26 protein-coding genes are annotated in these 23,617 nt (G+C 62.5%); 10 read left to right on the top strand and 16 right to left on the bottom strand.

All coding sequences use genetic code 11. The features are described 5' to 3' along the window. Nucleotides 1-410 precede the first annotated feature (410 nt). Nucleotides 411-2,309, bottom strand: a complete 1,899-nt coding sequence (gene abc-f / locus ACFE70_RS18430) for a ribosomal protection-like ABC-F family protein (RefSeq protein WP_375419256.1) — start codon at nt 2,307-2,309, stop codon at nt 411-413. Between the two features lie 327 nt (nt 2,310-2,636). Further along, the gene (locus tag ACFE70_RS18425; protein WP_375419255.1) at nt 2,637-3,383 is read right to left on the bottom strand and encodes an acyl-CoA desaturase; all 747 of its coding nucleotides are present in this window, start codon (nt 3,381-3,383) and stop codon (nt 2,637-2,639) included. A gap of 254 nt (nt 3,384-3,637) precedes the next feature. Here ACFE70_RS18425 and ACFE70_RS18420 point away from each other — a divergent pair, with 254 nt between their 5' ends. Together ACFE70_RS18420 and ACFE70_RS18415 are read left to right on the top strand one after the other, a co-directional pair. Beyond that, nucleotides 3,638-4,243: a DUF1572 family protein gene (locus ACFE70_RS18420; RefSeq protein ID WP_375419254.1), complete on the top strand. Its 606-nt coding sequence runs from the start codon at nt 3,638-3,640 to the stop codon at nt 4,241-4,243. 6 nt (nt 4,244-4,249) lie between these two features. Then, nucleotides 4,250-4,798, top strand: coding sequence for a 2'-5' RNA ligase family protein (locus tag ACFE70_RS18415; RefSeq protein WP_375419253.1), 549 nt, complete (start codon nt 4,250-4,252; stop codon nt 4,796-4,798). Nucleotides 4,799-4,967: 169 nt separating this feature from the next. Here ACFE70_RS18415 and ACFE70_RS18410 read toward each other — a convergent pair whose 3' ends face one another. The 4 genes from ACFE70_RS18410 to ACFE70_RS18395 all read right to left on the bottom strand — a co-directional run bounded on the left by ACFE70_RS18410 (nt 4,968) and on the right by ACFE70_RS18395 (nt 8,836). Further along, entirely contained in the window at nt 4,968-5,585 is a 618-nt protein-coding gene (locus ACFE70_RS18410) for a DNA-3-methyladenine glycosylase family protein (protein WP_375419252.1), read from the bottom strand. A gap of 23 nt (nt 5,586-5,608) precedes the next feature. Further along, nucleotides 5,609-6,271: a metallophosphoesterase gene (locus tag ACFE70_RS18405; protein ID WP_375419251.1), complete on the bottom strand. Its 663-nt coding sequence runs from the start codon at nt 6,269-6,271 to the stop codon at nt 5,609-5,611. Between the two features lie 219 nt (nt 6,272-6,490). Further along, complete coding sequence (locus tag ACFE70_RS18400) at nt 6,491-7,693, bottom strand: cation:proton antiporter (protein ID WP_375419250.1); 1,203 nt, start codon at nt 7,691-7,693, stop codon at nt 6,491-6,493. A gap of 90 nt (nt 7,694-7,783) precedes the next feature. Continuing rightward, nucleotides 7,784-8,836, bottom strand: a complete 1,053-nt coding sequence (locus ACFE70_RS18395; RefSeq protein WP_375419249.1) for a threonine aldolase family protein — start codon at nt 8,834-8,836, stop codon at nt 7,784-7,786. Nucleotides 8,837-8,964: 128 nt separating this feature from the next. On the opposite strand from ACFE70_RS18395, the gene ACFE70_RS18390 reads away from it, so the two are divergent. Further along, nucleotides 8,965-9,738 (top strand): hypothetical protein, encoded by a 774-nt coding sequence (locus ACFE70_RS18390; protein ID WP_375419248.1) that lies wholly within the window; start codon nt 8,965-8,967, stop codon nt 9,736-9,738. Between the two features lie 272 nt (nt 9,739-10,010). Next, a complete protein-coding gene (locus ACFE70_RS18385) occupies nt 10,011-10,379 on the top strand; it encodes a DUF3592 domain-containing protein (RefSeq protein ID WP_375419247.1) in 369 nt (122 codons plus the stop codon). A gap of 183 nt (nt 10,380-10,562) precedes the next feature. Here the strand turns inward: ACFE70_RS18385 and ACFE70_RS18380 are convergent, their stop codons facing one another. Next, nucleotides 10,563-11,060 (bottom strand): metallophosphoesterase family protein, encoded by a 498-nt coding sequence (locus ACFE70_RS18380; protein WP_375419246.1) that lies wholly within the window; start codon nt 11,058-11,060, stop codon nt 10,563-10,565. A 187-nt stretch (nt 11,061-11,247) separates the two neighbouring features. Between ACFE70_RS18380 and ACFE70_RS18375 the strand changes: the two genes are divergently transcribed. Together ACFE70_RS18375 and ACFE70_RS18370 are read left to right on the top strand one after the other, a co-directional pair. Then, the gene (locus ACFE70_RS18375; protein ID WP_375419245.1) at nt 11,248-11,943 is read left to right on the top strand and encodes an NUDIX hydrolase; all 696 of its coding nucleotides are present in this window, start codon (nt 11,248-11,250) and stop codon (nt 11,941-11,943) included. A 109-nt stretch (nt 11,944-12,052) separates the two neighbouring features. Then, nucleotides 12,053-12,523 carry a hypothetical protein gene (locus tag ACFE70_RS18370; protein ID WP_375419244.1) on the top strand — a complete coding sequence of 157 codons (471 nt, stop codon included), beginning with the start codon at nt 12,053-12,055 and terminating at the stop codon, nt 12,521-12,523. A gap of 88 nt (nt 12,524-12,611) precedes the next feature. Here the strand turns inward: ACFE70_RS18370 and coaD are convergent, their stop codons facing one another. The 4 genes from coaD to ACFE70_RS18350 form a co-directional block, all read right to left on the bottom strand. Further along, complete coding sequence (coaD, locus tag ACFE70_RS18365) at nt 12,612-13,079, bottom strand: pantetheine-phosphate adenylyltransferase (RefSeq protein WP_375419243.1); 468 nt, start codon at nt 13,077-13,079, stop codon at nt 12,612-12,614. A 103-nt stretch (nt 13,080-13,182) separates the two neighbouring features. Beyond that, the gene (locus tag ACFE70_RS18360; protein ID WP_375419242.1) at nt 13,183-14,052 is read right to left on the bottom strand and encodes a DUF3822 family protein; all 870 of its coding nucleotides are present in this window, start codon (nt 14,050-14,052) and stop codon (nt 13,183-13,185) included. Nucleotides 14,053-14,231: 179 nt separating this feature from the next. After that, a complete protein-coding gene (locus ACFE70_RS18355; protein ID WP_375419241.1) occupies nt 14,232-15,347 on the bottom strand; it encodes a glycerophosphodiester phosphodiesterase in 1,116 nt (371 codons plus the stop codon). Nucleotides 15,348-15,517: 170 nt separating this feature from the next. Further along, nucleotides 15,518-16,024: an NUDIX domain-containing protein gene (locus ACFE70_RS18350; protein ID WP_375419240.1), complete on the bottom strand. Its 507-nt coding sequence runs from the start codon at nt 16,022-16,024 to the stop codon at nt 15,518-15,520. Between the two features lie 170 nt (nt 16,025-16,194). Here ACFE70_RS18350 and ACFE70_RS18345 point away from each other — a divergent pair, with 170 nt between their 5' ends. From ACFE70_RS18345 to ACFE70_RS18330, 4 genes are all read left to right on the top strand, one after another. Beyond that, nucleotides 16,195-16,647 (top strand): PaaI family thioesterase, encoded by a 453-nt coding sequence (locus ACFE70_RS18345; protein ID WP_375419239.1) that lies wholly within the window; start codon nt 16,195-16,197, stop codon nt 16,645-16,647. Nucleotides 16,648-16,661: 14 nt separating this feature from the next. Then, entirely contained in the window at nt 16,662-16,976 is a 315-nt protein-coding gene (gene bamE / locus ACFE70_RS18340) for an outer membrane protein assembly factor BamE (protein ID WP_375419238.1), read from the top strand. Then, nucleotides 16,976-18,412, top strand: coding sequence for an ATP-dependent RecD-like DNA helicase (locus tag ACFE70_RS18335; RefSeq protein WP_375419237.1), 1,437 nt, complete (start codon nt 16,976-16,978; stop codon nt 18,410-18,412). Before bamE ends, ACFE70_RS18335 begins: the two co-directional genes overlap by 1 nt. Before the next feature lie 159 nt (nt 18,413-18,571). Further along, the gene (locus ACFE70_RS18330; RefSeq protein ID WP_375419236.1) at nt 18,572-19,111 is read left to right on the top strand and encodes a DUF1573 domain-containing protein; all 540 of its coding nucleotides are present in this window, start codon (nt 18,572-18,574) and stop codon (nt 19,109-19,111) included. Nucleotides 19,112-19,209: 98 nt separating this feature from the next. Here the strand turns inward: ACFE70_RS18330 and ACFE70_RS18325 are convergent, their stop codons facing one another. The 5 genes from ACFE70_RS18325 to ACFE70_RS18305 form a co-directional block, all read right to left on the bottom strand. After that, nucleotides 19,210-19,587 carry a DUF423 domain-containing protein gene (locus ACFE70_RS18325; protein WP_375419235.1) on the bottom strand — a complete coding sequence of 126 codons (378 nt, stop codon included), beginning with the start codon at nt 19,585-19,587 and terminating at the stop codon, nt 19,210-19,212. A 181-nt stretch (nt 19,588-19,768) separates the two neighbouring features. Then, nucleotides 19,769-20,485: a YggS family pyridoxal phosphate-dependent enzyme gene (locus ACFE70_RS18320; RefSeq protein ID WP_375419234.1), complete on the bottom strand. Its 717-nt coding sequence runs from the start codon at nt 20,483-20,485 to the stop codon at nt 19,769-19,771. Then, on the bottom strand, nt 20,485-21,537 hold the full coding sequence (locus tag ACFE70_RS18315) for a VWA domain-containing protein (RefSeq protein WP_375419233.1): 1,053 nt from the start codon (nt 21,535-21,537) through the stop codon (nt 20,485-20,487). The genes ACFE70_RS18320 and ACFE70_RS18315 overlap by 1 nt, the downstream gene beginning before the upstream one ends. Before the next feature lie 21 nt (nt 21,538-21,558). Continuing rightward, nucleotides 21,559-22,482, bottom strand: coding sequence for a hypothetical protein (locus ACFE70_RS18310; RefSeq protein ID WP_375419232.1), 924 nt, complete (start codon nt 22,480-22,482; stop codon nt 21,559-21,561). Nucleotides 22,483-22,653: 171 nt separating this feature from the next. Next, nucleotides 22,654-23,559 (bottom strand): DUF58 domain-containing protein, encoded by a 906-nt coding sequence (locus tag ACFE70_RS18305; protein WP_375419231.1) that lies wholly within the window; start codon nt 23,557-23,559, stop codon nt 22,654-22,656. Nucleotides 23,560-23,617 lie beyond the last annotated feature (58 nt).

Raw genomic sequence — 23,617 nt, 5'->3', positions numbered from 1 at the left:
CCGTATTAAAATCGTAATTGATAATTACAACCTCACCCTTGTTTAGACCACCGCCGCAAATTATTACAAGTAAAAGGGGGCCGCCACTAACTTTGGGTTTGGCAATATAGCGGGGCGGCGAATATGCGCTCAGCTAAAGACATTGTTGGCTATGAAAACGAAGAGTAACAAGGCGAAAGAATTCAACACTGTGAAAACCCTCATATATATTAAAAATTATATATAAATACGCTAAATGAACTAGCTTTGAGCAACTCAAAGCTTACCTGGCTGAAAGGAAGCTAAAGCCGCGAACTTCATAACTACCTACACGCCGCGTGCTAGCGTCGCGGTGACGCAAAAAAGGCGCTGCTGCAAATTCCAACGGAATTTGCAGCAGCGCCTTTTCAATTCTACGCACCAAAATAAATCTACACCAGCTCCTCCCAGCGGCGGTTCAGCGCGTCCAGCTCCTTTTTCACGGCGTCAAATTTCACCGTGGCGTCTTTCAGCTTGGCGGCGTTGGAGTAGGTGCCGGCGTCGGCTAGCTGGGCTTCGTACTGGGCCAGCTCCTTTTCGAGGGTGGTGATGCGGGTTTCGACTTCCTGCAATTCCTTGGGCGACTTTTTGGCGCTGCTGTGGCCGTTGGCACTGGGTTGGGAGGCGGCTTCGGCAGGCTTGGCGGCTTTGGGGGGGGTAGGGAGCGGGGTGCCGTTTTTCTTGGCGGCCTTGTCGCGGTCGTCCTGCCACTGCTCGTACTCGGCGTAGGTGCCGGGGTACTCCTTGAGCTGGAAATCCTCGATGTACCAGATTTTGGTCGCCACGTTTTCTACGAAGAAACGGTCGTGGCTGATGACGATGAACGTGCCCTGGTACTGTTCCAGGGCCTGAATCAGGATGTTGACCGACACCATGTCGAGGTGGTTGGTCGGCTCGTCCAGGAGCAGGAAGTTGGCTTCCGAAATCAGGGTTTTGGCCAGCGCCACGCGGCTTTTCTCGCCGCCGCTCAGCACCTTGATTTTTTTGAATACCTCCTCGCCCGTGAACAGAAACGAGCCCAGCACCGAGCGCAGCTCCATGTCGTTGCGCTTCGAGCCGGCCTCGCTCATCTCCTGCAAAATCTCGTTGTCCAGCGTCAGGCTTTCGAGCTGGTGCTGGGCGTAGAACGACATGATGACGTTGTGGCCGAGCTGGTGCTTGCCGGCGGTGGGCGCCTCGGTGCCGGCCACGAGGCGCATGAGCGTGGATTTGCCCTTGCCGTTGGCGCCGATGAGCGCGATTTTGTCGCCCCGCTCGATGTGCACGTTCGTGTCGCGGAAGATGAGCTTCTGGTCGTACTTTTTCGTCACGTGCTCCATGCGCAGGATGTGGCGGCCGGGCTCGACTTTGAAGGAGAACTTGATGTTGACCTTGGCCGCGTCCTGGGCCACGTCTTCGACGCGCTCCAGCTTGTCGAGCAGCTTGACGCGGCTCTGCGCCTGCTTGGCCTTGCTGGCTTTGGCCTTGAAGCGCTCAATGAAGCGCTCGGCCTGCCGGATTTGCGACTGCTGATTCTCAAAAGCGCCCTTCTGAATCAGGTTACGCTCCTCTTTTTCTTCGAGGTAGTAGGAGTAGTTGCCTGCGTAGGGCACGAGCTTGCCGCCCGTCACTTCCACGGTCGTGTTGGTGGTGCGGTCCAGGAACTCGCGGTCGTGCGAGACAATGACCACGGCGCCCTCGTAGCCGGATAAATATTCCTCAATCCACTTGATGGAGGGCAAATCCAAGTGGTTGGTGGGCTCGTCGAGCAGCAGCAGTGAGGGCTGCTGAAGCAGGATTTTGGCCAGCATCACGCGCATCCGCCAGCCGCCGGAGAAGGTTTTGAGCGGCTTTTCTAGCTCCTCGGTGGTGAAGCCCAGGCCTTCCAATATCTCCTCGGCGCGGGCCTGCATGGTGTAGCCGCCGAGCGCCTCAAACCGCTCCTGCAAGTCGGCCAGCTTGTTGGCCAGGTCGTCGTTGTAGTCGGTCTCGAACTGCACCAGCACTTCCTCAATCTTCTTTTCCAGCTCCCGCGCTTCCTCAAACGCCTCCATCGCCACGTGCAGGATGCTCTCGTGGGTGTCGTAGGAGAGCAAATCTTGGTTCAGGAAGCCCAAGCTCACTTCCTTGGCCATCGAAATGGAGCCGCCATCGGGCCGGTACTCACCCACGAGCAGGCGCAGCAGCGTGGATTTGCCGGTGCCGTTGAGGCCGATAAGGCCAATCTTATCCTTGGGCTTGATGTGCAGGCTCGCGTTGTCGTAGAGGGCGCGGGAGCCGAAGTGAAAATCTAAATCGGAGATGGAAATCATATAAAAACGGCGGGGCAGCGGGTTGGAGGCACAAAGGTACGGCGGTTGCGAGCGGGGCAGGGGGTAGTGAATCTGCGGCCGAGGGCGCGACATGCAAAAAGGCTGCCTTGCGGGCAGCCTTTCCTAACAAAGGGGGGTAGGACAACATTCCGGCGCACCGGGTTGAACTACAGTGCGTGGGCTGCGCGAAAAGGCGGTCATGCTGAGCTTGCGAAGCATCTCGCGTGGGGCAGTAACCAGCTTCATCAACGATTGAGTTAGCTCCCCTTGGCTCCCCACGCGAGATACTTCGCTGCGCTCTGCATCACCGGCTTTTGCCTGGGCTCTCTACGCCACTACGGCGGCCTTGCTCAGTTTTAACTTGATGACGCCTAATTTATTCAAGGTCCAAATCACCGGATACGTGGGGTCCAGCTCCCATTTCCTGACGCCGAAATTGGCGCGGGCGGGCAGCATATGGTGGTTATTTTGGAATAACTCACCGCCCGTCAGGAAGTCAAATGGCAGGGTGTTGCGCGACTGGTCTTTGTTGTCAAAGTTCTGGTAGCCGTATTTGTGGCCGCCCCAATTGACGATGGCGCCGTGGGCGGCGCCCATTGCGAAGTGGATGGGTAAGAGCAGGTATTGCCACCAGGCAGTGGCGAAATTGACGTAGAATAAAATGTAAAATAAGCCCCAGCCCAGACGCGAATACCACTGATTGCCAAAGGTTTCGAGCGCCTCCCAGCCCGGCAGGTTGCCGCCGAATTTCTGGGCCGCGGTGGAGCGGTTGTAAAGCACATCCTGGTAGATGGTGCGCGTTTTCCACATCATTAGGAAAGCGTTGTCGGAATAATGCGGCGAGTGCGGGTCCTGGTCGGTGTCGGAGTAGGCGTGGTGCATCCGGTGCAAAAGCGCATAGGCGCGGGGCGACATGAAGCTGCTGCCCTGGGTGAGGTAGGTCAGGATGAAAAAGGCTTTTTCCCAGAACGCTGACATGGTGAACATGCGGTGGGCGGCGTAGCGGTGCTGAAAAAACGTCTGCGTGAAGAGCGACAAGTACCAGTGGGCCAGGAAGAAGAACAGGATGGGCATGGGCGGAGCGAGGAGGGGTAGGCGAGAGGTAAAAAGCCAGAAGCCAGATTTCCGGGCGCTTCAGTTTAACGGTTGTTTTGCCAGTTGTTTGGGTAAGGTACGACAGACGCCGCCGGACAGGTCCCGGGCGGCCGGGCGGCGCGGACGCGCCGCTCGCCGTTACCGAAGTAGAGGGGGGTAGGGGTCAGCCGATTAAGCAGCGTTTGGGGCGGCGGGCAGCGCGGGCGTTTATTTGGGGGCTCGCTGATACTTGATTGAGATTTTCTATGACTTCCCTACCCCCTGCCCTTGACGCCAACGCCCTCGGCGCGGCTGTGCTCGCCGCCTTCCGCTTCGAGTTTCGGCGCTACAAAACGCTCGCCGATGGCGCCCTGGCCCAGCTCAGCGACGCCGAGTGGCGCCACGTGCCCGCGCCCGGCGCCAACAGCGCGGCCGTCATCGTGCAGCACATGGTGGGCAACCTGCGTTCGCGCTTCACCGATTTTTTGACTTCGGACGGCGAGAAGCCCAGCCGCAACCGCGACCAGGAGTTTGCGGCGCCGGCCTCGGACGCGGCCGTGGTGGCCTTGCGGCAGGAGTGGCGGGCTGCTTGGCAACTGCTGTTCGACTTGCTCGATGCGCTGCAACCGGCCGACTTGCTGCGCACCGTGCCCATCCGCGGGGAGGCGCATACGGTGCTGGCGGCGGTGCAGCGGCAGGTGGCGCACTATGCCCATCATGTGGGCCAGCTGGTGCAGCTGGCCCGGCACTTGCGCGGCGCCGAGTGGCAGAACCTGAGCGTGGCGCGCGGGCAGAGTCAGGCATTTAACGAGGCCATGTTCGGCCGCGGGGCCAACTCAGCAGCGCCTTCCGTAGTTTAGCCGACTATGCTGGCTATCACCTCGCTGCTCAACCCCCGCACGGCCCGCCGCATCCGGGGCATCATTAAAGATTTGGAAACCAAGTTTGGGCTCGACGACGTGCAAGCCACGCCCGCCCCGCACCTGACGTATCTGCTGGCCAACGTGGCGCCGCGCAAGGTTGGGGACCTGAAAGCGGCCCTGCGGCAGGTGGCGACCACCACGCCGCCGTTTCCGGCCTACACGACTGGGTTGGGCGTGTTTCCGGGCGACAACCCCGTTATCTATGTGCCCGTGCTGCGCTCCAACGACCTCAACCAGCTCCATCAGCGGGTGCTGGATAGCACCGGGCCCGTGTGCCGGGGCACCGACCGCTACAACGCGCCCGCCCGCTGGCTGCCTCACCTCTCCTTGGCCCTGCACGACACCACGCCCGACGTGCTCGGCCCCGTGCTGCGCCACCTGAATCAGGAGACGTATAACTTGCGCCTCAACATCAACAACCTGGCAATCCTGGAGCAGCAGGGCGACATGTTTGTGTGCGTCGAAAAGTTTGAGCTGACGGGGAGAAAGTGAGATGGTGAGATGGTGGGGTAGTAAAGGACGTCATGCTGAGCCCAAGCGAAGCGTCTCGCTCGGGGTAGTAATTAATGACAATCAACGATTGAGTTAGTCAGCGGTGGAGATGCTTCGCTTGGGCTCAGCATGACGTCCTTTACTACCCCACTTTCTCACTTTCTCATCGCTACCCCAGATACTGCCACAAATACTTGCAGGCCAGCGTGCGGTAGGGACGCCAGGTTTCGGCAATGAGCAGCATTTTCTTCTGCAAAGCCCGGCCGGTTTCTTCTAAATTATAGAGCCGGCGCATGGCGTTCTGCACGCCCAGGTCGCCTTCCGAAAACACGTCGGGCTGGTCGAGGGCGAACATTTGCAGCATCTGGGCCGTCCAGCGCCCTACCCCCCGGATGGCGGTCAGATGCTGGGTGAAGGCTTCTTCGCTGAGGCTGGTCAGGTGCTCGTAGTCGAGCTGGCCACGCTCGTTGTAGTCGGCAATGGCCTTCAGGTAGCCGGCCTTTTGGCGCGAGAGGCCCACGGCGCGCAGCTCATCCTCTCTCAGGGCCAGCAGCGCGCGCGGCTCGGGGTAGCCCTCGGGCAAAAACAAGCTGGTGACCCGCTGCCAGATGGCCGCCGCCGCCTTGGTCGAAATCTGCTGGCTCACGATGGCGCGCAGCAGGGCCAGGTACAGGTCTTCGTGGGGGGTAGGCGGAATGGGCCGGCCAGCCTGGACGACGGCGGCCAGCACGGGGTCAGCGGCCAGCAGATGAGCGCGGGCGGCGGCGTGGTCGTAGGTGGGGTTCATGCCGGCAGCAGGGGGTAGGGATTTTATTTCGGGCTAATCAAGTCAGTCGGATGCGTCGGGATGGAGATGGTTTCGAGCACCATGCCGTGGTCGTTGAGGCGCACGGCACTCAGGGCCTTGCCCTGGTAGGCGCCGGTGTCGATGTAGAGCGTCCGGCTCTCGTCGTCGAAGCGGGGGCGGCCATCCTCCGTGGGCGTGTGGCCCACCACTTGCAGCACGCCCAGGTTCAGCAGCGGCCCGCGCCGCCACAAGATGCCGTCGGGGTTGTCTTCGTTTAGCGGCTCCGGCACCTTGGCGATGCCGGCGTGCGAGACCAGCACGTGCTCGTTTTTCCAAAACAAGGGCCGTTCGGCCAGCCAGGCCAGGTGGGTCTGGCGCAGCTCGCGCCGGGTGTCGTATTGCAGCATCGTGGTGCGCCCGCCCCAATCCAGCCAGCTCTTGTAGGAGCCGTCGGGCCCCAAATGGCGCAGCATTCCCAGCTCGTGGTTGCCCTTGAGAAACGTGGTCTGGTCGGGGTGTTTTTCGTGAAGGCGGCGTGCCAGCTCCACGGTTTCGGGAATGTACCGGCCGCGGTCCACGAGGTCACCGACTTGAATCAGACGCTCGGAAGCGGGCTTCCAGTGCGTAAGCAGCTCGGTGAGCGTGTCGCAGCAGCCGTGCACGTCGCCGATGATAAATAAGTCCATGTAATCTGAATTATGAATTACGAGTTATAAATTATGAATTAGCGGGAGCGGCTTTTGCCGGCCAGCCAGGAATTCTTAATTTATAATGAGATGCCTCCCGACACGTAATGTCTGATGACATTTGTCCGCACTTTACGGCGAAATGGCCTCGCCGGCCGCCTCAGTTGTCGCGGGACGGGCGATGCCCAGCCGGCGCACCAGCGGGCCGATAGTGAGGCCCTACCCGATAATGCTGAACACGACCACCACGTAAGTAATGCCCACCAGCAACTCGCGCGGCAACTCGGCCGGCAGGCTCAGGGCCAGGGCCACGGAGATGCCGCCGCGCAGCCCGCCCCAGGTCAGGATGGTCAGGCTGTGCTCGGAGGGCTGAAAGGTGCGGCGCACCCGCAGCAGCCCCAGCGGCACGGCCACCGACACGGCCCGCGCCACCAGCACCACCAGAATAGCTGCCAGGCCCGCCAGCACCGTGCGCCCCGGAATGTTCAGCACCAGCACTTCCAGCCCCATCAGCACGAAGAGCAGGGCGTTGAGCACTTCGTCCACCAGCTCCCAGAACTTATCCACGTAGTCCTGCGACACCTCCGCCATCACCCCGCGGCTGCGGCTGAAGTGGCCCACCAGCAGGCCGGCCATCACCATCGCCAGCAGCCCCGACGTGTGCAGGCGCGAAGCCAGGGCCGTGCCGCCCGCCACCACGGCCAGCGTGATGAGCACTTCGACTTGGTAGTTATCAATCGTGCGCAGAAGCCAGGCCGCGCCCAGCCCCAGGCCCGTGCCCAAGGCCAGCCCACCAAGGGTTTCGCGCGCAAACACGCCCAGCGCGTGGGTCAGCGTGACCTGCTGCGAACCCAGCAGGGCCACTTCCAGCGTCACGACGAACAGGACCACGCCGACGCCATCGTTGAAGAGCGACTCGCCCACAATCTTGGTTTCGAGGTCTTTGGAGACGTTGGCCTTGGTCAGAATGCTAAGCACCGCCACCGGGTCGGTGGGCGAAATCAGGGCCCCGAACACCAGGCAGTAAATGAGGGGGGTAGGGAGCCCGAACAGCGGCAGCAGCCCGTACATGGCGCCGCCCACCAGGGCTGTGCTCAGCGGCGCGCCCACCAGCGCCAGCACCCCCACCGGCCAGCGCAGCCGTCCCAGCCGGCGGGTATCGACGTGCAGCGCGCCGGCAAAGAGCAAAAAGCCCAGGATAATCTGGATAACGAAGGTGCTGAAATCTAGCTTGTTGACCAGCACGGCCAGGTCCACCACCGCCTTCACCCCGAAGCGGGCCAGCCCCAGCAGCCCCAGCGACGCTACCAGCCCCAGCATCATCAGCCCGATAGCCTGCGGCATCCGCAGAAAGCGCTGATTGAGGTAAGCAAACGCCGCCGCCGCAACCAGCAGCAGCGCGAAGGCATTGTACAAATCCATGCGATTGAGTACTCAATAAATAACCAGTGGGCAGCGGGTCGCGGACGCGCGCCAGCGGAGCCACGCCACCGGGCGCCAGCGGCTTGCCGCTTACCGTGTCACTTCCAGCTGGCTCACGGCCTCTTCCACCCGCGCCAGCATCGCATCATCAACATCTAAATGCGTGACGAAGCGCACCCACTGCCCGCCGAAGCCGCCGGCGCGGATGCCGTGCTCGGCCAGCCGCGCCAGGTATTCGGGTACGGAAGTTTCGTTGGTGAGGCGGAACATGACCAGGTTAGTTTCGGCCGGCAGCACTTCGGCCACGTTGGGCTGCCCGGCCAACACGGCCGCGAGGCGGGCGGCGCGGCGGTGGTCGTCGGCCAGGCGCGCCACGTTGTGTTCCAGCGCGTAGAGGCCGGCGGCGGCCAGAAAGCCGGCCTGCCGCATTCCGCCGCCCATCACCTTGCGAATGCGGCGGCACTTTTTAATGAAAGCAGCCGAGCCCAGCAGCACCGAGCCCACCGGCGCGCCCAGGCCCTTGCTCAAACACACCGAAATCGAGTCGAACACCTGCCCGTAGTCCTGGCTGCGCTGCCCGGTGGCCACCAGGGCATTGAAAACGCGGGCGCCGTCGAGGTGGCGGACCAGGCCGTGGCGGCAGGCCACTTCGCTGATAGCCACCAGGTCGTCCCAGGCGTAGCAGGCGCCGCCGCCGCGGTTGTGGGTGTTTTCCAGGCTCACGAGCCGCGTGGTGGGGTAGTGCACGTTGTCGGTGGGGCGGATGGCGGCCTCCACCTGCGCGGCCGTCACGCGGCCCCGCTCGCCCGGCAGCAGGGCCACCGATGCGGCCGAGTGAAACGCGATGCCGCCCACCTCCCAGAGGTAGATGTGGGAGGTCTGCTCGCAGATTACCTCGCTCAGCGGCTCGGTGTGGGCCTTGATGGCAATCTGATTGGTCATGGTGCCGGAAGGGCAGAACAGGCCGGCGTCGAGGCCGAAGCGCGCGGCCGACTCGGCTTCCAGGGCCCGCACCGTAGGGTCTTCCTCGTACACGTCGTCGCCGACGGGCGCTTGCCGCATGGCGTCGAGCATGGGGGGGGTAGGGCGCGTCACGGTGTCGGAGCGCAGGTCAATCACGGGCAGGTCAGCAGGTTGATTCATAGGAGATAATCCGGCAGGGATGTTTTCGTTTTCAAATTAAAGGCTTACTTTTGCGGTCCGTTTCCGAGCCAGCCGCCGCTGGTTCTGACTTATAGATTTGACTCTTTCCGACTTTAACTTTCCGGCTCATGTCCGTTACCCGCCTCAAGCGCAAGCACCGCAAGAACATTGCCCGCGCCAACAACAAGCAGCAAATCATCAAGAACCTGCTGCGCACGCCCGTTCTCAAGAACGTGGACATCGAAGAGCTGAAGGCTGGCTTCCCGGCCGCCCCGGCGCGCGCGGTGGCCGCCGTGAAAGAGGCCGCCACGGAGACGGTTGAGAAAGTGAAAGAAGTTGCTAAAGAAGCCGTCCAGGACGCCAAAGCTACGGTAAGCAGCGCGGCGGCAGCTTCGGTTAGCGCCGTGGAGGGCGTGGTGGACCAGGCCCGCGAAGCCGTGAGCGGCGCCGTGGAGTCAGTAACTGCTTCTACCTCCGATGTGGTGGAAAAGACCAAGGACGCCGTTTCCGGCGCCGTCGAAACCGTAACTGAAGGCAGCGTGGTCGATAAGGCCCGCGAAGCCCTGACCGGCGCCGTGGACGCCATCACCCACTCCGACGTGGTGGAAAAGGCAAAAGATACCGTGTCGGACGCCGTGGAGGCCATCACGCACTCTGAGCTGGCCGGGAAAGCCAGCGAAGTGGCCGGCAGCCTGCTCGACCGCGCCAAGAACCTGTTCGGGGGCGGCGATGAGGAAAAGCAGGACGCGCCGCAAGAAGCTGCCGCTCCGGCGGCTGCTTCGTCGGACAAAGACGAAACCGCCGACAACGCTGCTGCCTTCGACGATGCCGAAGCCGTAACCAAGCCTGTGAACGAGGACGGCCAGGAAGGCGACAAGCCCAAGCCCGAAATCGCGCTGTAACCGTATTGTTCCCTGCGAGGCGGCGCCATCCGTACCATTCTAAACCAGCAGCCCCGCCGCCTGTGCATTCAGGTAGCGGGGCTGCTGGTTTTCAGGGTAGTCATTACTGGCAGTTGCGAGTTCAGGAAACTCGTCTACGTAGCGCGTTTCGTAAACTTTGATTCGTAGACGGGTTCCGTAGACTTGACCGGCGTCGCAGGGGGGCACTTCTACCAGGTGCTAGGCAGCTACTAAGCGTTTACCGAAAAATAGGAGTAACATAGTACCTTTAGATGATGGATTACTTCGCATCCAGCATTTTCGTCACGGTCCTTGTTTGGGCCGCTGCCCGTACGCTTTACGTGCGCTGGCGGGGCGTTGTAACGACAGCCACCATTATCGCCCAAAAGCGCCACTGCGCCGACGATGGCGATATCCATTCGCCAGTGGTTGCTTTTCTGACTAAAGAGGGCGTACGTATAGAGGCCGAGGGTAAGGCCGGCGTAAATGCAGCCAACACGCCTTTCTGCGTGGGCGAGCAAGTAAGTGTTCGCTACTTAGCAGACAACCCCAAACGCTTTAATATCGTCCGCCACGAGATGCCTTATGTTCTGTGTCTTTTCCTTTTTGCCCTATTTGCCGTAGCCATAGCTCTATTTTGATATCACGAGATGCCAACTGCTGTCAGAGCGTTCCTGGCTCGCGAGTTTAGTGAAAGTGTAGAAATTTTAAACCTACACAATACTAAAACAGAGATATAACCACAAGATTGATGCCTAGTGGTTATTACCTTCCAAGGCTGTTTGTGCATGAAGGCAGTTCCAGTTATTGGATAAGATTAGCCTTTACCGCGCGCCCAGCTCCACGACTTGCAGCTCCGTCACCTTGCCGGCCTGCACCCCAAAGCGCAGCAGCGTGCGCACCTTGTGAAAGCCGTGGCGGCCGGCCGCGCCGGGATTGAGGTGCAGCAGGCCCAGCTTAGGGTCGGGCATGACGCGCAGAATGTGGGAGTGGCCCGAAATGAACAGCCCCGGCCGCGCAGCGTGCAGCAGCGGGCGCGCGGCCGGGGCGTAGTGGCCGGGGTAGCCGCCGATGTGGGTCATGAGCACCCGCAGGCCCTCGACCTCAAACTCCTGCGTCAGCGGCTGGCTCAGGCGCACGTCGCGGCCGTCGATGTTGCCATAGACGCCGCGGAACACCGGCGCCAGGCCGGCGAGCGTGTCGGCCACGTCTACGCCGCCGAAGTCGCCGGCGTGCCAGATTTCATCGGCGCCGCCCAGGTGGTGCACGATGCGCTCGTCGAGGTAGCCGTGGGTGTCGGAGAGCAGAGCGATGCGTTTCATGGGGCAAAGATGGCGGGCGCCGCCGTGGGGCCTGGCCGGCGGCAAGGGGGTAGGCGGCGAAAAGCAGCGGGCCCCGTATCTTTCGCCCGCCGGCTGCGTTTCGGGACCTTGCCCGAGACAACCCGTTCAGCTTGGGCCGGCCTCGTTCGCAAAGACCGGCTTTTCATCCTCACGCCACCCACTCCCGATGAACGTTTTCATCAACGATATTCCGCTGATTATCAAGAAGCTCGGCGAGAAAGTGTACAAGCACAAGTACGATTTGGTGCTCAATCCCGACGACGAATTTACGTCCAAGGACCTGGTGGGTGACGTGCTGGTGAGCGACGCTACGCCCGTCTTTCTCGACCGCCTGCTGCGGCTGATGGAAGTGAAAAAGCTGAAAAAGCTCACCTCGCTGACCATGCTCGTGCGCAAGAAAAAGGTGCTCATTATGCACCTCAAAGACCAGTTCAAGATTGCCAAGGCTGCCGGCGGCCTCGTCGAGAAAGACGGGCAGGTACTCATGATTTACCGCCTCGGCAAGTGGGATTTGCCCAAGGGCAAGCTCAAAAAAGACGAAGACCCGGTGCAGGGCGGCCTGCGCGAAGTGGAGGAGGAAACCAACGTCAAGCTGGAAATGGGCCCCAAGCTGCCCAGCACCTGGCACTCCTACGCCTACAATGGCAACAAAATGCTGAAGAAAACCAACTGGTACGTCATGCGCTGCCTCGACGACACGCTTATGCGGCCCCAGGCCGAGGAATACATTGAGGAGGTGCGCTGGATGGACCCGCAGGAGGCGCTGGCCAAGCTGGAAGAGGAATCGTACGCCTCCATCGCGCTGGTCGTGCGCTACTACCTGGCCAAGATTGCGGGCAAGCCCGCCAAAGCGGCCAAATAATTCGGGATAGTTAAATAATTCGGTGCAGCAGTATTGCTCTGGCCGAATAATTGTTGTCGGATAGCGCATGGCGCTACCGTTACCTGCTCGCTCATTTCACTTACTGGGGTTGCTGCTGGCCTTGGGCGGCGCCTTGGGTGCGTGCTCCAGCCAGGGCCACGAGCCCCGGCCTGACGCCGCCAGCGCGCTGCGCCGGCCGACCAACCTGCGCCGCCCGGCCGCCGCCCGCCCCCTCATCAACCTGCCCCCGGCCCTGCCCCTGGCTCCGGCCGCATTTCGCGCCCACTTTGGCCGGTCCCGGCCCGTGGGGGCCAGTTTTGTGGACCCTGGTAAAGCATTGGCTGACAAGAATATGCCAGCTGACTCGGTGGTGCTGTTTGAACTGCCAGGCCTGTCGATGGTGGTTAGCTTCCAGCCCGGTACCCGGCGCGTGTACGACGTGCTGCTGCTCGGCGCCGATGAGGCCACGCTCATGCGGCAAGCCACACTGCGGCCCGATGACACCAGCTACCTACTGCTGCCCGTCTTTGACTCGCGCCGCGCCGACCACCTGCTGGGCCTGCGCGTGATACCGAAATAAGTTAAGAGTTAAGGGTTAAGAGTCAAAATCCCTACCCCCTCACCGCGCTTCAAGCCGGACAAAGAGGAGAGGGACTTTAACTTATAACTCACACCTCATAAGCTGGCAGCGCGAAGGGCACGAACTCGCGCACGTTGCCGCCGTAGCGGTGCAGCTCGCGGATGATGGTGCTGCTGATGGCGGCCAGCGCGGGCGAGGTGATCAGAAACACCGTTTCCAGGGCCGGGTTGAGGTGGCGGTTGGCCTGGGCAATGGTGTTCTCGTACTCGAAATCGGTGGTGTTGCGCAGCCCGCGCAAGAGAAAATTGGCTCCGACTTCGCGGGCGTATTCGGCCGTCAGCCCTTTGAAGCTGCTCACCGACACGCGCGGCTCATCCTCAAAAACGCCCTCAATTAGCGCTATCATCCGCTCGACGGGCAGGTAGCGCTGCTTGCTGCTGTTGTTGCCGATGGCAATAATCACCTGGTCGAAGAGCTGCGCGCCGCGCCGCACCACGTCGAGGTGGCCATTGGTGAACGGGTCGAACGAGCCGGGGAAAAGCGCGACGCGGGACATGGAGTTGAGTTAAAAGTTATGAGTTAAAAGTTATGAGTTATCTGATCGTCACACTCACATGTGGTAACGGCCAACTCATAGCTCATAATTTTCAACTCCTAACTCAGATAAAGTGGAGGCTGAAGAGGTCGAAGTGCTGGTATTCGAGCACTTCGTTGAGGCGGTAGCTGTATTGCAAATCGTAGGGGCGGTTGCCGAAGCGCAGACGGCGGATGTAGGTGCGCAACAGCTCGAACAGGGCCGAGTCGGACGTGAGGTCGCCCCAGATGGTCAGTTCGTCCTGGTCGGGGTTCAGGCCCAGCTCCTGCATCACCAGGATGGTGTAGTAGAGCACGTCCTCGGCGCTGCCGAAGGCAAACACGTTGCAGAATTCCAGGCGCTGCTGCTCCAGCACCACCAGCGTCAGCTCGCCCCGGCCCAGGTGCAGGTAGAGGCGGCGCGGCGCGGCTGGCCCGCGCTGGTGCAGCAGGCCCGCGAGCAGGGCGCTGGTGTGGTGCAGCAGGCGGCTCTGGGGGCCGTGGGTGGTGCGCAGCCACTGCGCCAAAGCTACGTCGGCGGCGAAGATGCTGACCAGCTCCAGGCCCGGATGGGCTACGTGGCCGGTTGTTTCGTGGGCCGCGAGCGGGTGGTGCAGGCGCAGGGCCGTGGCCTCGTCGCCGGGCCGGAACAGCGGCGCCGGCAGCAGCGTAAAGGCCCGCCCGCTGAGGGCCAGCCGCACCTGCGCCCAGCCTGGCTGGCCCAGCAGCTCGTGGGCGGCGAGCTGCGCGGGCAGGGGGGGGTAGGGAATCGCGGCGTGGTCTTCGAGCAGCACAATCTTCTGGCGGGCCACGTCGGCGGCGGCCAGGCGCAGGCCAGCGGGGCCCCCCAGCACGTAAAGGTGGTAGGCGCCGGGCCGGGCGGGGTCGAACGTTTCGTCGCGCAGGTGCACCAGCGGCGTGGCAGCAGCAGCAAGAGCAGGGGTGGGGGCAGTCACGGGCAAGGGCAAAGCGGCCCTAAAGGTACACCCCGAAGGCAACGTGCCGCCAGTGCCCTCGCCAGGCGGCGGGGCCCACCCGCAACAGACAATCTTCGGGAAGAGTGGCCCGCCGCCCTCCCCGAAGATTGTCTATCCCTGCTGGTCTACTGGCTGGTGCTCCGTCTGCTTAGGGCTGCTTAGGGCCGGGCCGCGATAGCCGTGGCGGTATAATCCGTAAACACGCCGTCGAGTCCCAGCGCATAAAACTCTTTGTACTCGGCGGTGGGGTCGCCCTGGTAAGCAGGCAGCAGGTAGCGGGCCTCGTCGCGGAAGGTGTAGGCGTGGACGGCCAGCCCGCGCTGGTGCGCCCGCTCAATGAGGGTGGTGGCGGGCAGTTTGGTTTTGTCCGTGGCCTTGTAGGGCTGAATAAAGGGTTTCCAGGGGCCAATGCCGTTGGCGTAGGTCTTCACAAAATCCAGCCCGGCGTCCGTCGCCAAATCGTTGTAGGTGCGCTTGTCGCCCGCCACCACAAAATCGTACGGCTGGCCGTTGGGCGCCGTCATCTCCAACTGGCCGTTGGCATCCACGTCGTAGGCATCGTAGAGCTGAATCAGCTTCACCGTGGACTTATACTGGTTCCGAATGGCGCGCAGGTTGGCCACCTCAAATGACTGCACGTAGACTGGGGCCGCCTCGTTATTCCAGCCAGCCGCCGTAAGGGCATCGAGCAGCTTGCTGGTCAGGGGCAGGCCCTGGCTTTCGTGGAACGTAGGGTGCTTGGTTTCCGGGTAGATGCCAATAGTCCGGCCTTTGACTGTGGCCTGCGCCTTGGCCAGCTCGATTACCTCCTCGAATGAGGGGATGGCGTAGAGACCATTGTACTGCTGGGGCCGGTCGGCCAGCGCCTGCTTCGCCCGGATGGTCTTGATTTCCGTCAGCGTAAAGTCGCTGGCAAACCAGTCGGTGTACGGCACGCCGTCCACCATTTTGGTGGTTTTACGGCTCGCAAACTGCGGCAAGTCGGCCACGTTGGTTGTGCCCGACAGCATCGGCTCATGCCGGCAGATGAGCACTTGGTCCTTGGTAAGCACCAAATCCTGCTCAATGAAGTCAGCCCCCAGGTCGATGGCCCGTTGGTACGCTTCGAGCGTGTGCTCCGGCAGCAAGCCAGAGGCGCCCCGATGCGCCACCACCAGCGGCGCCCGCCCGTCCAGCGTCTTGTATTTCACGGTGTTAGCGGTGTCGTCGTCGTCCTGGCAGGCGCAGGCGCCGAGTAGGAGAGCAGCGGTGAAGAGGGAAAGCAAGGGTTTCATAGGGTAGGATTATTGTCTAATTCGGTGCAAAAATTAGACAATAACATTACCTCCTGGCCAAGCGCAAGTTACCAAATTGCTCGCGCCGGCAGGGCTCGCGCCGGCCTCCGCCAAAAAGAACCGCCGGGCGCCCCGATGCAGTTGCTTTCCCAACCGACCAAGCCGCGCGGTCAGCCCGCGAAATGCACCTGCGGCACAAACACGTCATCGACGCTCAGCACCAGCCGCAGCACCGGATGCACCTGGGCCGGCGGCAGCGCCAGCAGCTGGCGCGGCGTGAGCCAGCGCAGCTCGGTGAGCAGCTGCTGGTCGGCGGCGTGCTCGGGGTCGTGGCCCAGGCGCGGGGCGGCAGCGCCGTCTTCGGCCACCACCTCGAAAAACAGCTCCAGCGCCTGCAAGTCGTTGGTGCGAAACTCGTGCAGGTGCAGAAACCGGCCCACCCGCACGGCCAGCCCGGTTTCTTCCCGAAACTCGCGTACCAGGCCCGCCTTCAGGCTTTCGCCAAACGCCCAGCCCCCGCCCGGCGGCGACCAGAACGGGGCCCCGGCCGGCAGCAGCCCGCGGTGGGCGGCCAGCAGTAAGGCGCCCTCGCGCAAGAGCAGCCCGCCCACACGCACGCGCACCTGGCCGGCGTAAGGAGCCAATAAGGAATGCATCAGGTCAGGTGAAGGGTGCATGAGCGTGTGTATAAGGTAAGTTGCCGCCTCAACGGATAGGCGCAGCTAACTGTTGTACTTTTTTGCCTGGTTGGGTCCTGGCAGGCCCTAGCGGCGGGGCTGGCTGCTCCTGGTGTGGCCTTCGCCTCCGCGAGGGGGGTAGGGAAAGGCCCCGGACCTACCTTTGCCAGATGCCCGACGCGCCGCTTCCTACCCCCCCACCCAACCCCGAACCCGCCGCCGACCTCGAAGCCCGCATCCGCCGCAAGCTGCTGGGCCAGCACTTCATGCACCTCATCGGCGCCGACCTGACCAGCATCGCGCCCGGCCGCGTCGAGGCCGAACTAGCCTTGGCCCAGCAGCACCAGCAGCAGCGCGGCTTTGCCCACGGCGGACTGGTGGCGACGATGGCCGATTTGGTGGCCGGCTTCGCCGCCGTCACGCTCATTCCCGATACTTATGGCCTGGTGACTTCCGATTTAAAGGTGTCGTACCTGAATCCGGGGGTAGGGAATCGAATCAAGGCCATCGGCTGGGTCTTGAAAGCGGGCCGCCGGCTGCACTTCTGCGAGGCCGAGGTGTGGTGCGACGACGTGCTGATTGCCAAGGCTACGGCCACGATGGTGGTGCTGGAGCCAAGCTAAATGCATGTAATAAGATGTTCCGCAACATAGTCTCGGGCCTAGCCGGTGCAATTATCGTAATTCTGCTGCTATTGGTTTTATACGCCAATTACGACACTCATTTTAGCGATGAAGTCAGATTAGCAAACATGAGTGCGATAAGTATTAGGGAAGTGAAAATTGGTATGGATACGTTGCAGGTTAATAAAATAATGGGGCGACCTGAAACCGTGAGTACGATTCAGCAAGACCGTATTTATCACTACGCTCACAAACCTGGTAGTTCTAGTAGCTACCGAATAAAATTTGACACTTCGTACAAAGTAATAGGAATTAATATTATTGATTAATGCTAAAAATTAGAACCCCCTCCGTCCGCGACTATTTCCCCTTCGAGCCCACCGACGACCAGGCTGATTTATTTCAGCAGCTCGACGTTTTTCTGGCCGACCAGCTGCCGGGGCGCAAGGCGTTCGTGTTGCGCGGCTACGCTGGCACTGGTAAAACCACCGTCGTGAGCGCGCTGGTGCAGTGGCTGCACCGGCTGGGCCGCAAGTACACGCTCATGGCGCCCACCGGCCGCGCGGCCAAGGTGATGAGCGCCTACGCCGGGGTGCCGGCCAGCACGATTCACAAGAAAATCTACCGCCAGACCTCCGGCTCGCCCTCGGAGCGGCTCTCGTTTTTGCGCCAGCCCAACCGCACCGACCAGATGCTCTACATCGTGGATGAGGCCTCGATGATTTCCGATGAAAAAGCGTTCGGCGAAAACGGCTTGCTAGATGACTTAATGGGCTACGTGTTCGAGAAGCCCACCAACCGCCTGCTGCTCATCGGCGACACGGCGCAGCTGCCGCCGGTGGGCCAGCTGCTGAGCCCGGCCCTCGATCCGGAGCTGCTGGCCGGCCGCTTCCGCGCCGAGGTCGGCACCGTCGAGCTGCGCCAGGTGATGCGCCAGGCTGAAGCCTCAGGTATTCTGGTCAATGCCACCGAGTTGCGCGAAGAATTGCGTGAGGAGCAGCCGGAAATCAAGCTGCACACCAAGGGCTTCGGCGACATCTATAAGATGGGCGGCGACAAGCTGGAAGACGGCCTGCGCTGGGCGTATCGGAACTACGGGCACGAGAACACGACCATCATCTGCCGCTCGAACCGCAACGCCAACCAGTATAATCAGCTAATTCGGCGGGTGCTGTTTGAGGCCGAGGAAGAGATTGAGGCCGGCGACTACATCATGGTGGTGCGCAACAACTATTTCTGGCTGCCTAAGGACTCGGAAATCGGGTTTCTGGCCAACGGCGACTTTTTGCAGGTGCTCAAAATCGTGCGGCGCCAGGAAGAGTTCGGCTGCCGTTTCGCCGACGCGCGGGTGCGGCTCGTGGACTACTCCGACGAGCCGGAGCTGGAGGTAAAGCTCCTGCTCGATACGCTGCACACTGAGAGCCCGGCCCTGCCCGCCGACCGCAACAATGCGCTGTATCAAGCAGTAAGCGAGGATTATACGCACCTCAAAACCAAGGGCGAGCGGTATAAGGAGATGCGCAAGGACCCGTTTTTGAACGCGCTGCAAATCAAGTTTGCCTACGCCCTGACCTGCCACAAGGCCCAGGGCGGACAGTGGCAGGCCGTGTTCGTGGACCACGGCTTTCTCAAGCCCGACGAGCCGCTTTCGGGCGAGTTTGCGCGCTGGCTCTACACGGCCATCACGCGGGCCTCGGAGCGGCTGTTTCTGCTCAACTTTCAGCCGAAATTATTGGGCGAAAAGCCGGAAGACTCCGACGAGTAGCGGAATTTTACGGCCCAAGTCGCCGTTAGGGCGGCTTCGATGGCCCTACTCCTGATTGGTAGTAACTTGGCCAGGCATTTGCGAAGCGGCGCGGCGTCAGCCCCCACTGCTGATTGATTTTGTTTCCTTCATTTTTTCCATTTCCCTACCCCCCTCCCGATGAAAAAAGTCCTTTTGCTCGCCCTTAGCCTTGCTTTCACTGGTGTGGGCGCCGCCCAGGCCCAGGCCGTAGCGCCGGCCGCCGGCGCGGCCAAAGTAGCCGGTCCCCAGATTCAGTTTGATGAAGTGAAGTACGACTTCACGGCCGTGGCGCAGGGCGGTACTGTCGACCACACGTTCAAGTTCAAGAACGTGGGCACGGCCCCGCTCATCATCTCCAACATCGGCGTGAGCTGCGGCTGCACCACCCCGAGCTGGACCAAGGAGCCCGTGCTGCCCGGCAAAACCGGCACCGTCACGGCCCACTTCAACTCGGCCGGCAAGCTCGGAATGCAGAACAAGGTGCTCACGATTGAGTCGAACTCGGTGGGCGGCACGGCCACCGTGGCCCTGGTGGGCGAGGTGAAGGAGCCCGGCGCCTCCGCCTCCGCCGTGGAAGCCACCGCGCCCAAAACCGACGTAACCACAATGTCGGAGGAAGGCAAGCAGAAAAACAAGCTCGACGGCCAGAAAATCAAAGCCAAGAAAAAGAAAGCTTAAGCTGACTTTATAAAGAGCAAAAAGGGCGGCCCGCTGATGCGGGCCGCCCTTTTTTTATGTCTTCGCAGGCTGACAACCAGTAGCTACCAACCTAATTTCTACAGCTGCCGCACGGCCAGCAGCAAGCTCAGCCAGCCGCCGATGAGCAGCAGCCCGCCCACCGGCGCCACCGCCCCGAGCTTGGTGATGCCCGTGAAGCAAAGCAGATACAGTGAGCCGCTGAACAAGAGCACGCCGCCCAGCCAAAGCCCGCCCGTGGTGCCCAAACTGCGCAATTCGGGCCGCAGGGCCCACAAAATGCCGATGCCCAGCAAGGCCAGCGCGTGATAGAACTGATAGCGCACGGCCGTCTCGAAGGTGTCGAAGCGCTTGGTGGCTTCCAGCATGGGGCGCAGGGCGTGGGCGCCAAACGCGCCGATGGCCACGCCAAGGCCGCCGAGAATGGCGGCGAGTTGAAGTAAGAGTCGGGCTGACATGGAGGAGGGGGGTAGGGAAGTAAGGAGAATTAAAAGTTAAATGTTAAAAAGAACGTCATGCTGAGCCCCGCGAAGCATCTTGCCAGGAGAAGTAACCTAATCGTTCACTCGTTTAGATTAGTAACGGGTGAGATGCTTCGCTGTGCTCTGCATGACGTTCTTTTTAGCTTCTGCCTCTGCCTCAGCCGCGGGCGCCAAAGATGGCGCTGCCCACCCGCACGAGGGTGCTGCCCTCTTGCAGGGCCAGGGCGTAGTCGCCGCTCATGCCCATCGAGATTTCGCGGAAGCCGTCATCGGCGGCGAAAAACGTGGTTTTCAGGTGCTGGAAGTAGCCGCGCAGGGTTTGAAACTCGGCGCGGAGTTGGGCCTGGTCTTCAGTGAAAGTTCCTACCCCCATCACGCCGCGCAAGCGCACGTGGCGCAGCTGCGCGAACTCATCGGACACTAAAATGGCCTCGGCTTCGGGCAGGCTGAGGCCAGTTTTGCTTTCCTCCTGGGCGATGTGAAATTGCAGCAGGCCATTGATGACGCGCCCACATTTGGCGGCCTGCCGCTCGATTTCGAGCAGCAGCTTCAGGCTGTCGATGCTCTGGATGGTGTCGACGAACGGGGCCAGATGCTTCACCTTGTTGGTTTGCAGCTGGCCGATAAGGTGCCACGCCACGTCGGGGGGTAGGGCCGGCTGCTTGGCGGTCATCTCCTGCACCCGATTCTCGCCGAAAAGCCGCGTCCCGGCGTCGTAGGCCTCTTGCAGGTGCTCGACGGGGTGGGTTTTGGTGACCACCACCAGGCGGGCGCCGGTGCCGGCCAGCTCGGCCTGGAGGCGGTAGATGTTGTCGGCAATGGTCACGCGAAGGGGTTGGTGAAAAGAAGGGGGGTAGGGAACTTCGAGCAGCATTAGTCTTCTAATATGTTGCTCACGAAGGTGCTTTTCAAGGCCAGCCAGAGCAGCCACAGGCCCAGGCTCAGCCCCAGGTAAACCCGGTAGTAGTCGCGGGTGTTGCGAAAGCGCAGCTGGCGGATGTCGGATTTTTCGAGCTGGTCGATTTGGCCGAACACCTGCCGCAGGCCAGCGTTGTCGGTGGCGCGGAAGAACTGGCCGTCGGCGGCCCCGGCCAGTTGGCGCATGGTGGTTTCATCGAGGCGCGACTGCACGTAGCGCGGCTGGCCGGTGAGGGAGTCAGTATCGAAGGGCACGAAGCCGTCCTGGCCCAGGCCGATGGTATAAATCCGAATGCCGTAGGCGTGGGCCAGCTGGGCGGCCAGCAGCGGGTCGAGGGCGCCGGCGTTGCTTTCGCCATCGGAGAGCAGAATGATGACCCTGGACTTGGTTGGGGACTCGCGCAGCCGGTTGGTGGCCACGCCCAGAGCCGTGCCGATGGCCGTGCCGTCGTTCTCAATCAGGCCCAGGCGCAGGCTGGCCAGGTCTTCGCGCAGCAGCTCATAATCAGTGGTTAAGGGCGCGAGCGAAAACGCTTCGCCGGCGAAGGCCACCAGCGCCAGCCGGTCGCCGGCGCGGCGGGCCACGAAGTTGGTGGCCAGGCGCTTGGCAGCTTCGAGGCGGTTGGGCTGGAGGTCGCGCAGGGCCATCGAGCCCGACACGTCCAGGGCCAGCACCAGGTCGATGCCGCGGCCGGTTTGGGTCAGGCGCTCGTCGGTGCGCTGCGGGCGGGCCAGCGCGATGATGCCAAACGCGAGGCTCAGGCCCAGCACCACCTCGGGCAGAAAGCGCAGCGCGGCCAGATAGTCGGGCCGGGCCGGGCCGGGGCGGCGTGCCACCACCACCCGCGCCCGCCGGCCCCGGCTGGCCAGCAGCGCGCGCAGCCCAAACAGCAGCGGCAGCAGCGGCAAGAGCAAGAGCAGCCGCGGCGCCTGCCAGGCGTAGGAGCTGAGCGTGGCGTAGCGCAGGGCGTCGAAAAGGGCGTCGAAAAGGGCGTCGGGAGAAAGCACGGCGGCGGCGAAGGTAACCGCTTAGCCGGCCGCCAGGGCAGCGTAGCGCCGCTCGGCAAAGCTGCGTAGCTGCCCGAAGGCGCGGGCCAGGGCGGCCTCATCTTCGATTTCGAGGTTGCCGTACACCACGCGGTCGGTGGTTTCGAGGGCCTCTTTCACGTCGGCGTCCTCCCGGAAGTAGGTCACGATTTCGCGGCTCGTGAACGAGGTCAGGGCGCTGGCGTCGAGGCCGGAGAGATAGTTCTTCCAGAGCGAGACGGCCCGCTCGACGTTGGTGGCCGACTGCGACAAGCTGAAGCGCTCGACGTGCCGGGCGAACTGCGCCAGGAAATACTGGTGGTTCTTGCGCCGCTTATACGCCTGGTAGCGCCGCCGGATGGGCCGCCGAAACAAGGCCAGCCCGCCCGCGCCCGCCGCCACCGCGCTCGCCGCCAGCGCCAGCCACAACGGGTAGTCGAAGGCCGGCGCGATGGGCTCCAGCGCCAGGCTCTGACGCAGTGCCGGCGGGCCGGCCGTGGGCCCGAAGCTGGGCCCGGCGGCCGGAGTCACGCGCCGCAGGCGCACCCGCGCCGGGGCCGGCGCCACGCGCAGCGTATCGGCGCCGCGCAGCACGAGCACCGGCAGCGTGAGCGTCTGCACCGAGTCCAGGGCGAAGGTGCGCAGGTGGTAAATGGCCCGGTCCAGGCTGCGCCCGCTGCGGGTGCGGGTGGCAAACCAGGTTTTGCCCACGAACTCAAACGGGGCGAAGCCGGCCAGCGAATCGGGAAACACCACCTCCAGGTCGGGGGCGTGCTCGTAGCGCAGCTCGTAGTCCAGGGGCTGGCCCACCTGGGTGGTAGCTTGCAGAAAGCGGCCTTGCGGCGCCGGCAGGGGGGTAGGGATGGCGGGCGTTTGGGCGGAAGTGGGTTGGGGAAGCAGAGTGGCGGTCAGAAGAAAGGCGGTCATGCTGAGCGCAGCGCAGCGGAGCCGAAGCATCTTGCCAGGGAAGGTAATCCAATCGGTGTGGAAGCTGATTACTCTCCCTGGCAAGATGCTTCGGCTCCGCTGCGCTGCGCTCAGCATGACGGTCTGTTTACCTGTTCTTTTCTTCATCAATAATCCACAAAACCAAATTTCCTACCCCCGCCCGCGGCGGTTGCGCTGGCGAAATAGGCTCACAAGCTGCGGCACGAAGTCATCGTCGGTGCGCAGGGCCAGGAAGCCGGCCCGTTGCCGGCGGCAAAGCTGGCGCAGCTCCTCCTGCTGGTGGCGAGCCTCGGCGGCGTGGCGGGCCCGAAACATCGCCGACGAGGTATTGACCCACTGCGTGCGGCCGGTTTCGGCGTCGCGCAGCGGCACGATGCCCAGGGCCGGAAACGCCGCCTCGCGCGGGGCTTGCAGCTGCACCACAATCAAGTCGTGCTGCCGGGCCAGCATGGTCAGCTCGCGCTCGTAGTTGAGGTCAATAAAATCCGAAATCAAAAGCACCAAACTGCGGTGCTTGAGCAGGCCCAGCGCCTGCCGGATGCCGGCGCGCAGGTCGGTCTGGGCAGAGGTCGGCGCCAGCGCGAACAGCCGCTGAATCAGGGCGTAGGCCGCCCGCGGGCCCTTGGCTGGCGGCATATACAGCTCCTTTTGGCTCGAAAAAGCCAGCATGCCCAGCGGCGCGTCCTGGCGGGCGGCCGAGAGGGCCAGCAGCCCGGCCAGGTCGCGGCCCAGGTCGAGCTTGCGCTGGCCGGCGTCGCCGACCTGCGCCAGCGAGGCGCTCACGTCGAGCAGCAGCAGCACCTGCTGCTCGCGCTCTTCCTTATAGGTTTTGACGAACGTGCCGTGGCCCTTGCTGCTCACGGCCCAGTCGATGGCCCGCACCTCGTCGCCGTACTGGTATAGGCGCACCTCGTCCACCTCCAGGCCCGTGCCCCGAAACACGGAGTGGAAACTGCCCTGCAACTGCGCCTCCACGGCCTGGTGAATGCGGATTTCGAGGTGGCGCAGCCGGCGCACGAGCGCTGAAAGGACGGAGGCGGTGGCGGGCGGCGTCATACTCCGGGCTTTTTCAAGTGAGTTGGTCAGACGGCGAAGCTACGACGCCCTACCCCCC

It is taken from the genome of uncultured Hymenobacter sp. (genome assembly GCF_964243305.1).
In the GTDB taxonomy this organism is placed as follows: Bacteria; Bacteroidota; Bacteroidia; order Cytophagales; family Hymenobacteraceae; genus Hymenobacter.
The sequence above is the reverse complement of the archived record's forward strand: the minus strand, read 5'-3'. Positions and strand labels throughout refer to the sequence as shown.

What these genes read in the sequence shown, in the direction of transcription:
- abc-f (WP_375419256.1), bottom strand. Translation starts at nt 2,309, where the DNA reads ATGATTTCCATCTCCGATTTAGATTTTCACTTCGGCTCCCGCGCCCTC.
- ACFE70_RS18425 (WP_375419255.1), bottom strand. Translation starts at nt 3,383, where the DNA reads ATGCCCATCCTGTTCTTCTTCCTGGCCCACTGGTACTTGTCGCTCTTC.
- ACFE70_RS18415 (WP_375419253.1), top strand. Translation starts at nt 4,250, where the DNA reads ATGCTGGCTATCACCTCGCTGCTCAACCCCCGCACGGCCCGCCGCATC.
- ACFE70_RS18410 (WP_375419252.1), bottom strand. Translation starts at nt 5,585, where the DNA reads ATGAACCCCACCTACGACCACGCCGCCGCCCGCGCTCATCTGCTGGCC.
- ACFE70_RS18405 (WP_375419251.1), bottom strand. Translation starts at nt 6,271, where the DNA reads ATGGACTTATTTATCATCGGCGACGTGCACGGCTGCTGCGACACGCTC.
- ACFE70_RS18400 (WP_375419250.1), bottom strand. Translation starts at nt 7,693, where the DNA reads ATGGATTTGTACAATGCCTTCGCGCTGCTGCTGGTTGCGGCGGCGGCG.
- ACFE70_RS18395 (WP_375419249.1), bottom strand. Translation starts at nt 8,836, where the DNA reads ATGAATCAACCTGCTGACCTGCCCGTGATTGACCTGCGCTCCGACACC.
- ACFE70_RS18390 (WP_375419248.1), top strand. Translation starts at nt 8,965, where the DNA reads ATGTCCGTTACCCGCCTCAAGCGCAAGCACCGCAAGAACATTGCCCGC.
- ACFE70_RS18385 (WP_375419247.1), top strand. Translation starts at nt 10,011, where the DNA reads ATGATGGATTACTTCGCATCCAGCATTTTCGTCACGGTCCTTGTTTGG.
- ACFE70_RS18380 (WP_375419246.1), bottom strand. Translation starts at nt 11,060, where the DNA reads ATGAAACGCATCGCTCTGCTCTCCGACACCCACGGCTACCTCGACGAG.
- ACFE70_RS18375 (WP_375419245.1), top strand. Translation starts at nt 11,248, where the DNA reads ATGAACGTTTTCATCAACGATATTCCGCTGATTATCAAGAAGCTCGGC.
- coaD (WP_375419243.1), bottom strand. Translation starts at nt 13,079, where the DNA reads ATGTCCCGCGTCGCGCTTTTCCCCGGCTCGTTCGACCCGTTCACCAAT.
- ACFE70_RS18355 (WP_375419241.1), bottom strand. Translation starts at nt 15,347, where the DNA reads ATGAAACCCTTGCTTTCCCTCTTCACCGCTGCTCTCCTACTCGGCGCC.
- ACFE70_RS18350 (WP_375419240.1), bottom strand. Translation starts at nt 16,024, where the DNA reads ATGCACCCTTCACCTGACCTGATGCATTCCTTATTGGCTCCTTACGCC.
- ACFE70_RS18345 (WP_375419239.1), top strand. Translation starts at nt 16,195, where the DNA reads ATGCCCGACGCGCCGCTTCCTACCCCCCCACCCAACCCCGAACCCGCC.
- bamE (WP_375419238.1), top strand. Translation starts at nt 16,662, where the DNA reads ATGTTCCGCAACATAGTCTCGGGCCTAGCCGGTGCAATTATCGTAATT.
- ACFE70_RS18335 (WP_375419237.1), top strand. Translation starts at nt 16,976, where the DNA reads ATGCTAAAAATTAGAACCCCCTCCGTCCGCGACTATTTCCCCTTCGAG.
- ACFE70_RS18330 (WP_375419236.1), top strand. Translation starts at nt 18,572, where the DNA reads ATGAAAAAAGTCCTTTTGCTCGCCCTTAGCCTTGCTTTCACTGGTGTG.
- ACFE70_RS18325 (WP_375419235.1), bottom strand. Translation starts at nt 19,587, where the DNA reads ATGTCAGCCCGACTCTTACTTCAACTCGCCGCCATTCTCGGCGGCCTT.
- ACFE70_RS18320 (WP_375419234.1), bottom strand. Translation starts at nt 20,485, where the DNA reads ATGCTGCTCGAAGTTCCCTACCCCCCTTCTTTTCACCAACCCCTTCGC.
- ACFE70_RS18310 (WP_375419232.1), bottom strand. Translation starts at nt 22,482, where the DNA reads ATGACCGCCTTTCTTCTGACCGCCACTCTGCTTCCCCAACCCACTTCC.
- ACFE70_RS18305 (WP_375419231.1), bottom strand. Translation starts at nt 23,559, where the DNA reads ATGACGCCGCCCGCCACCGCCTCCGTCCTTTCAGCGCTCGTGCGCCGG.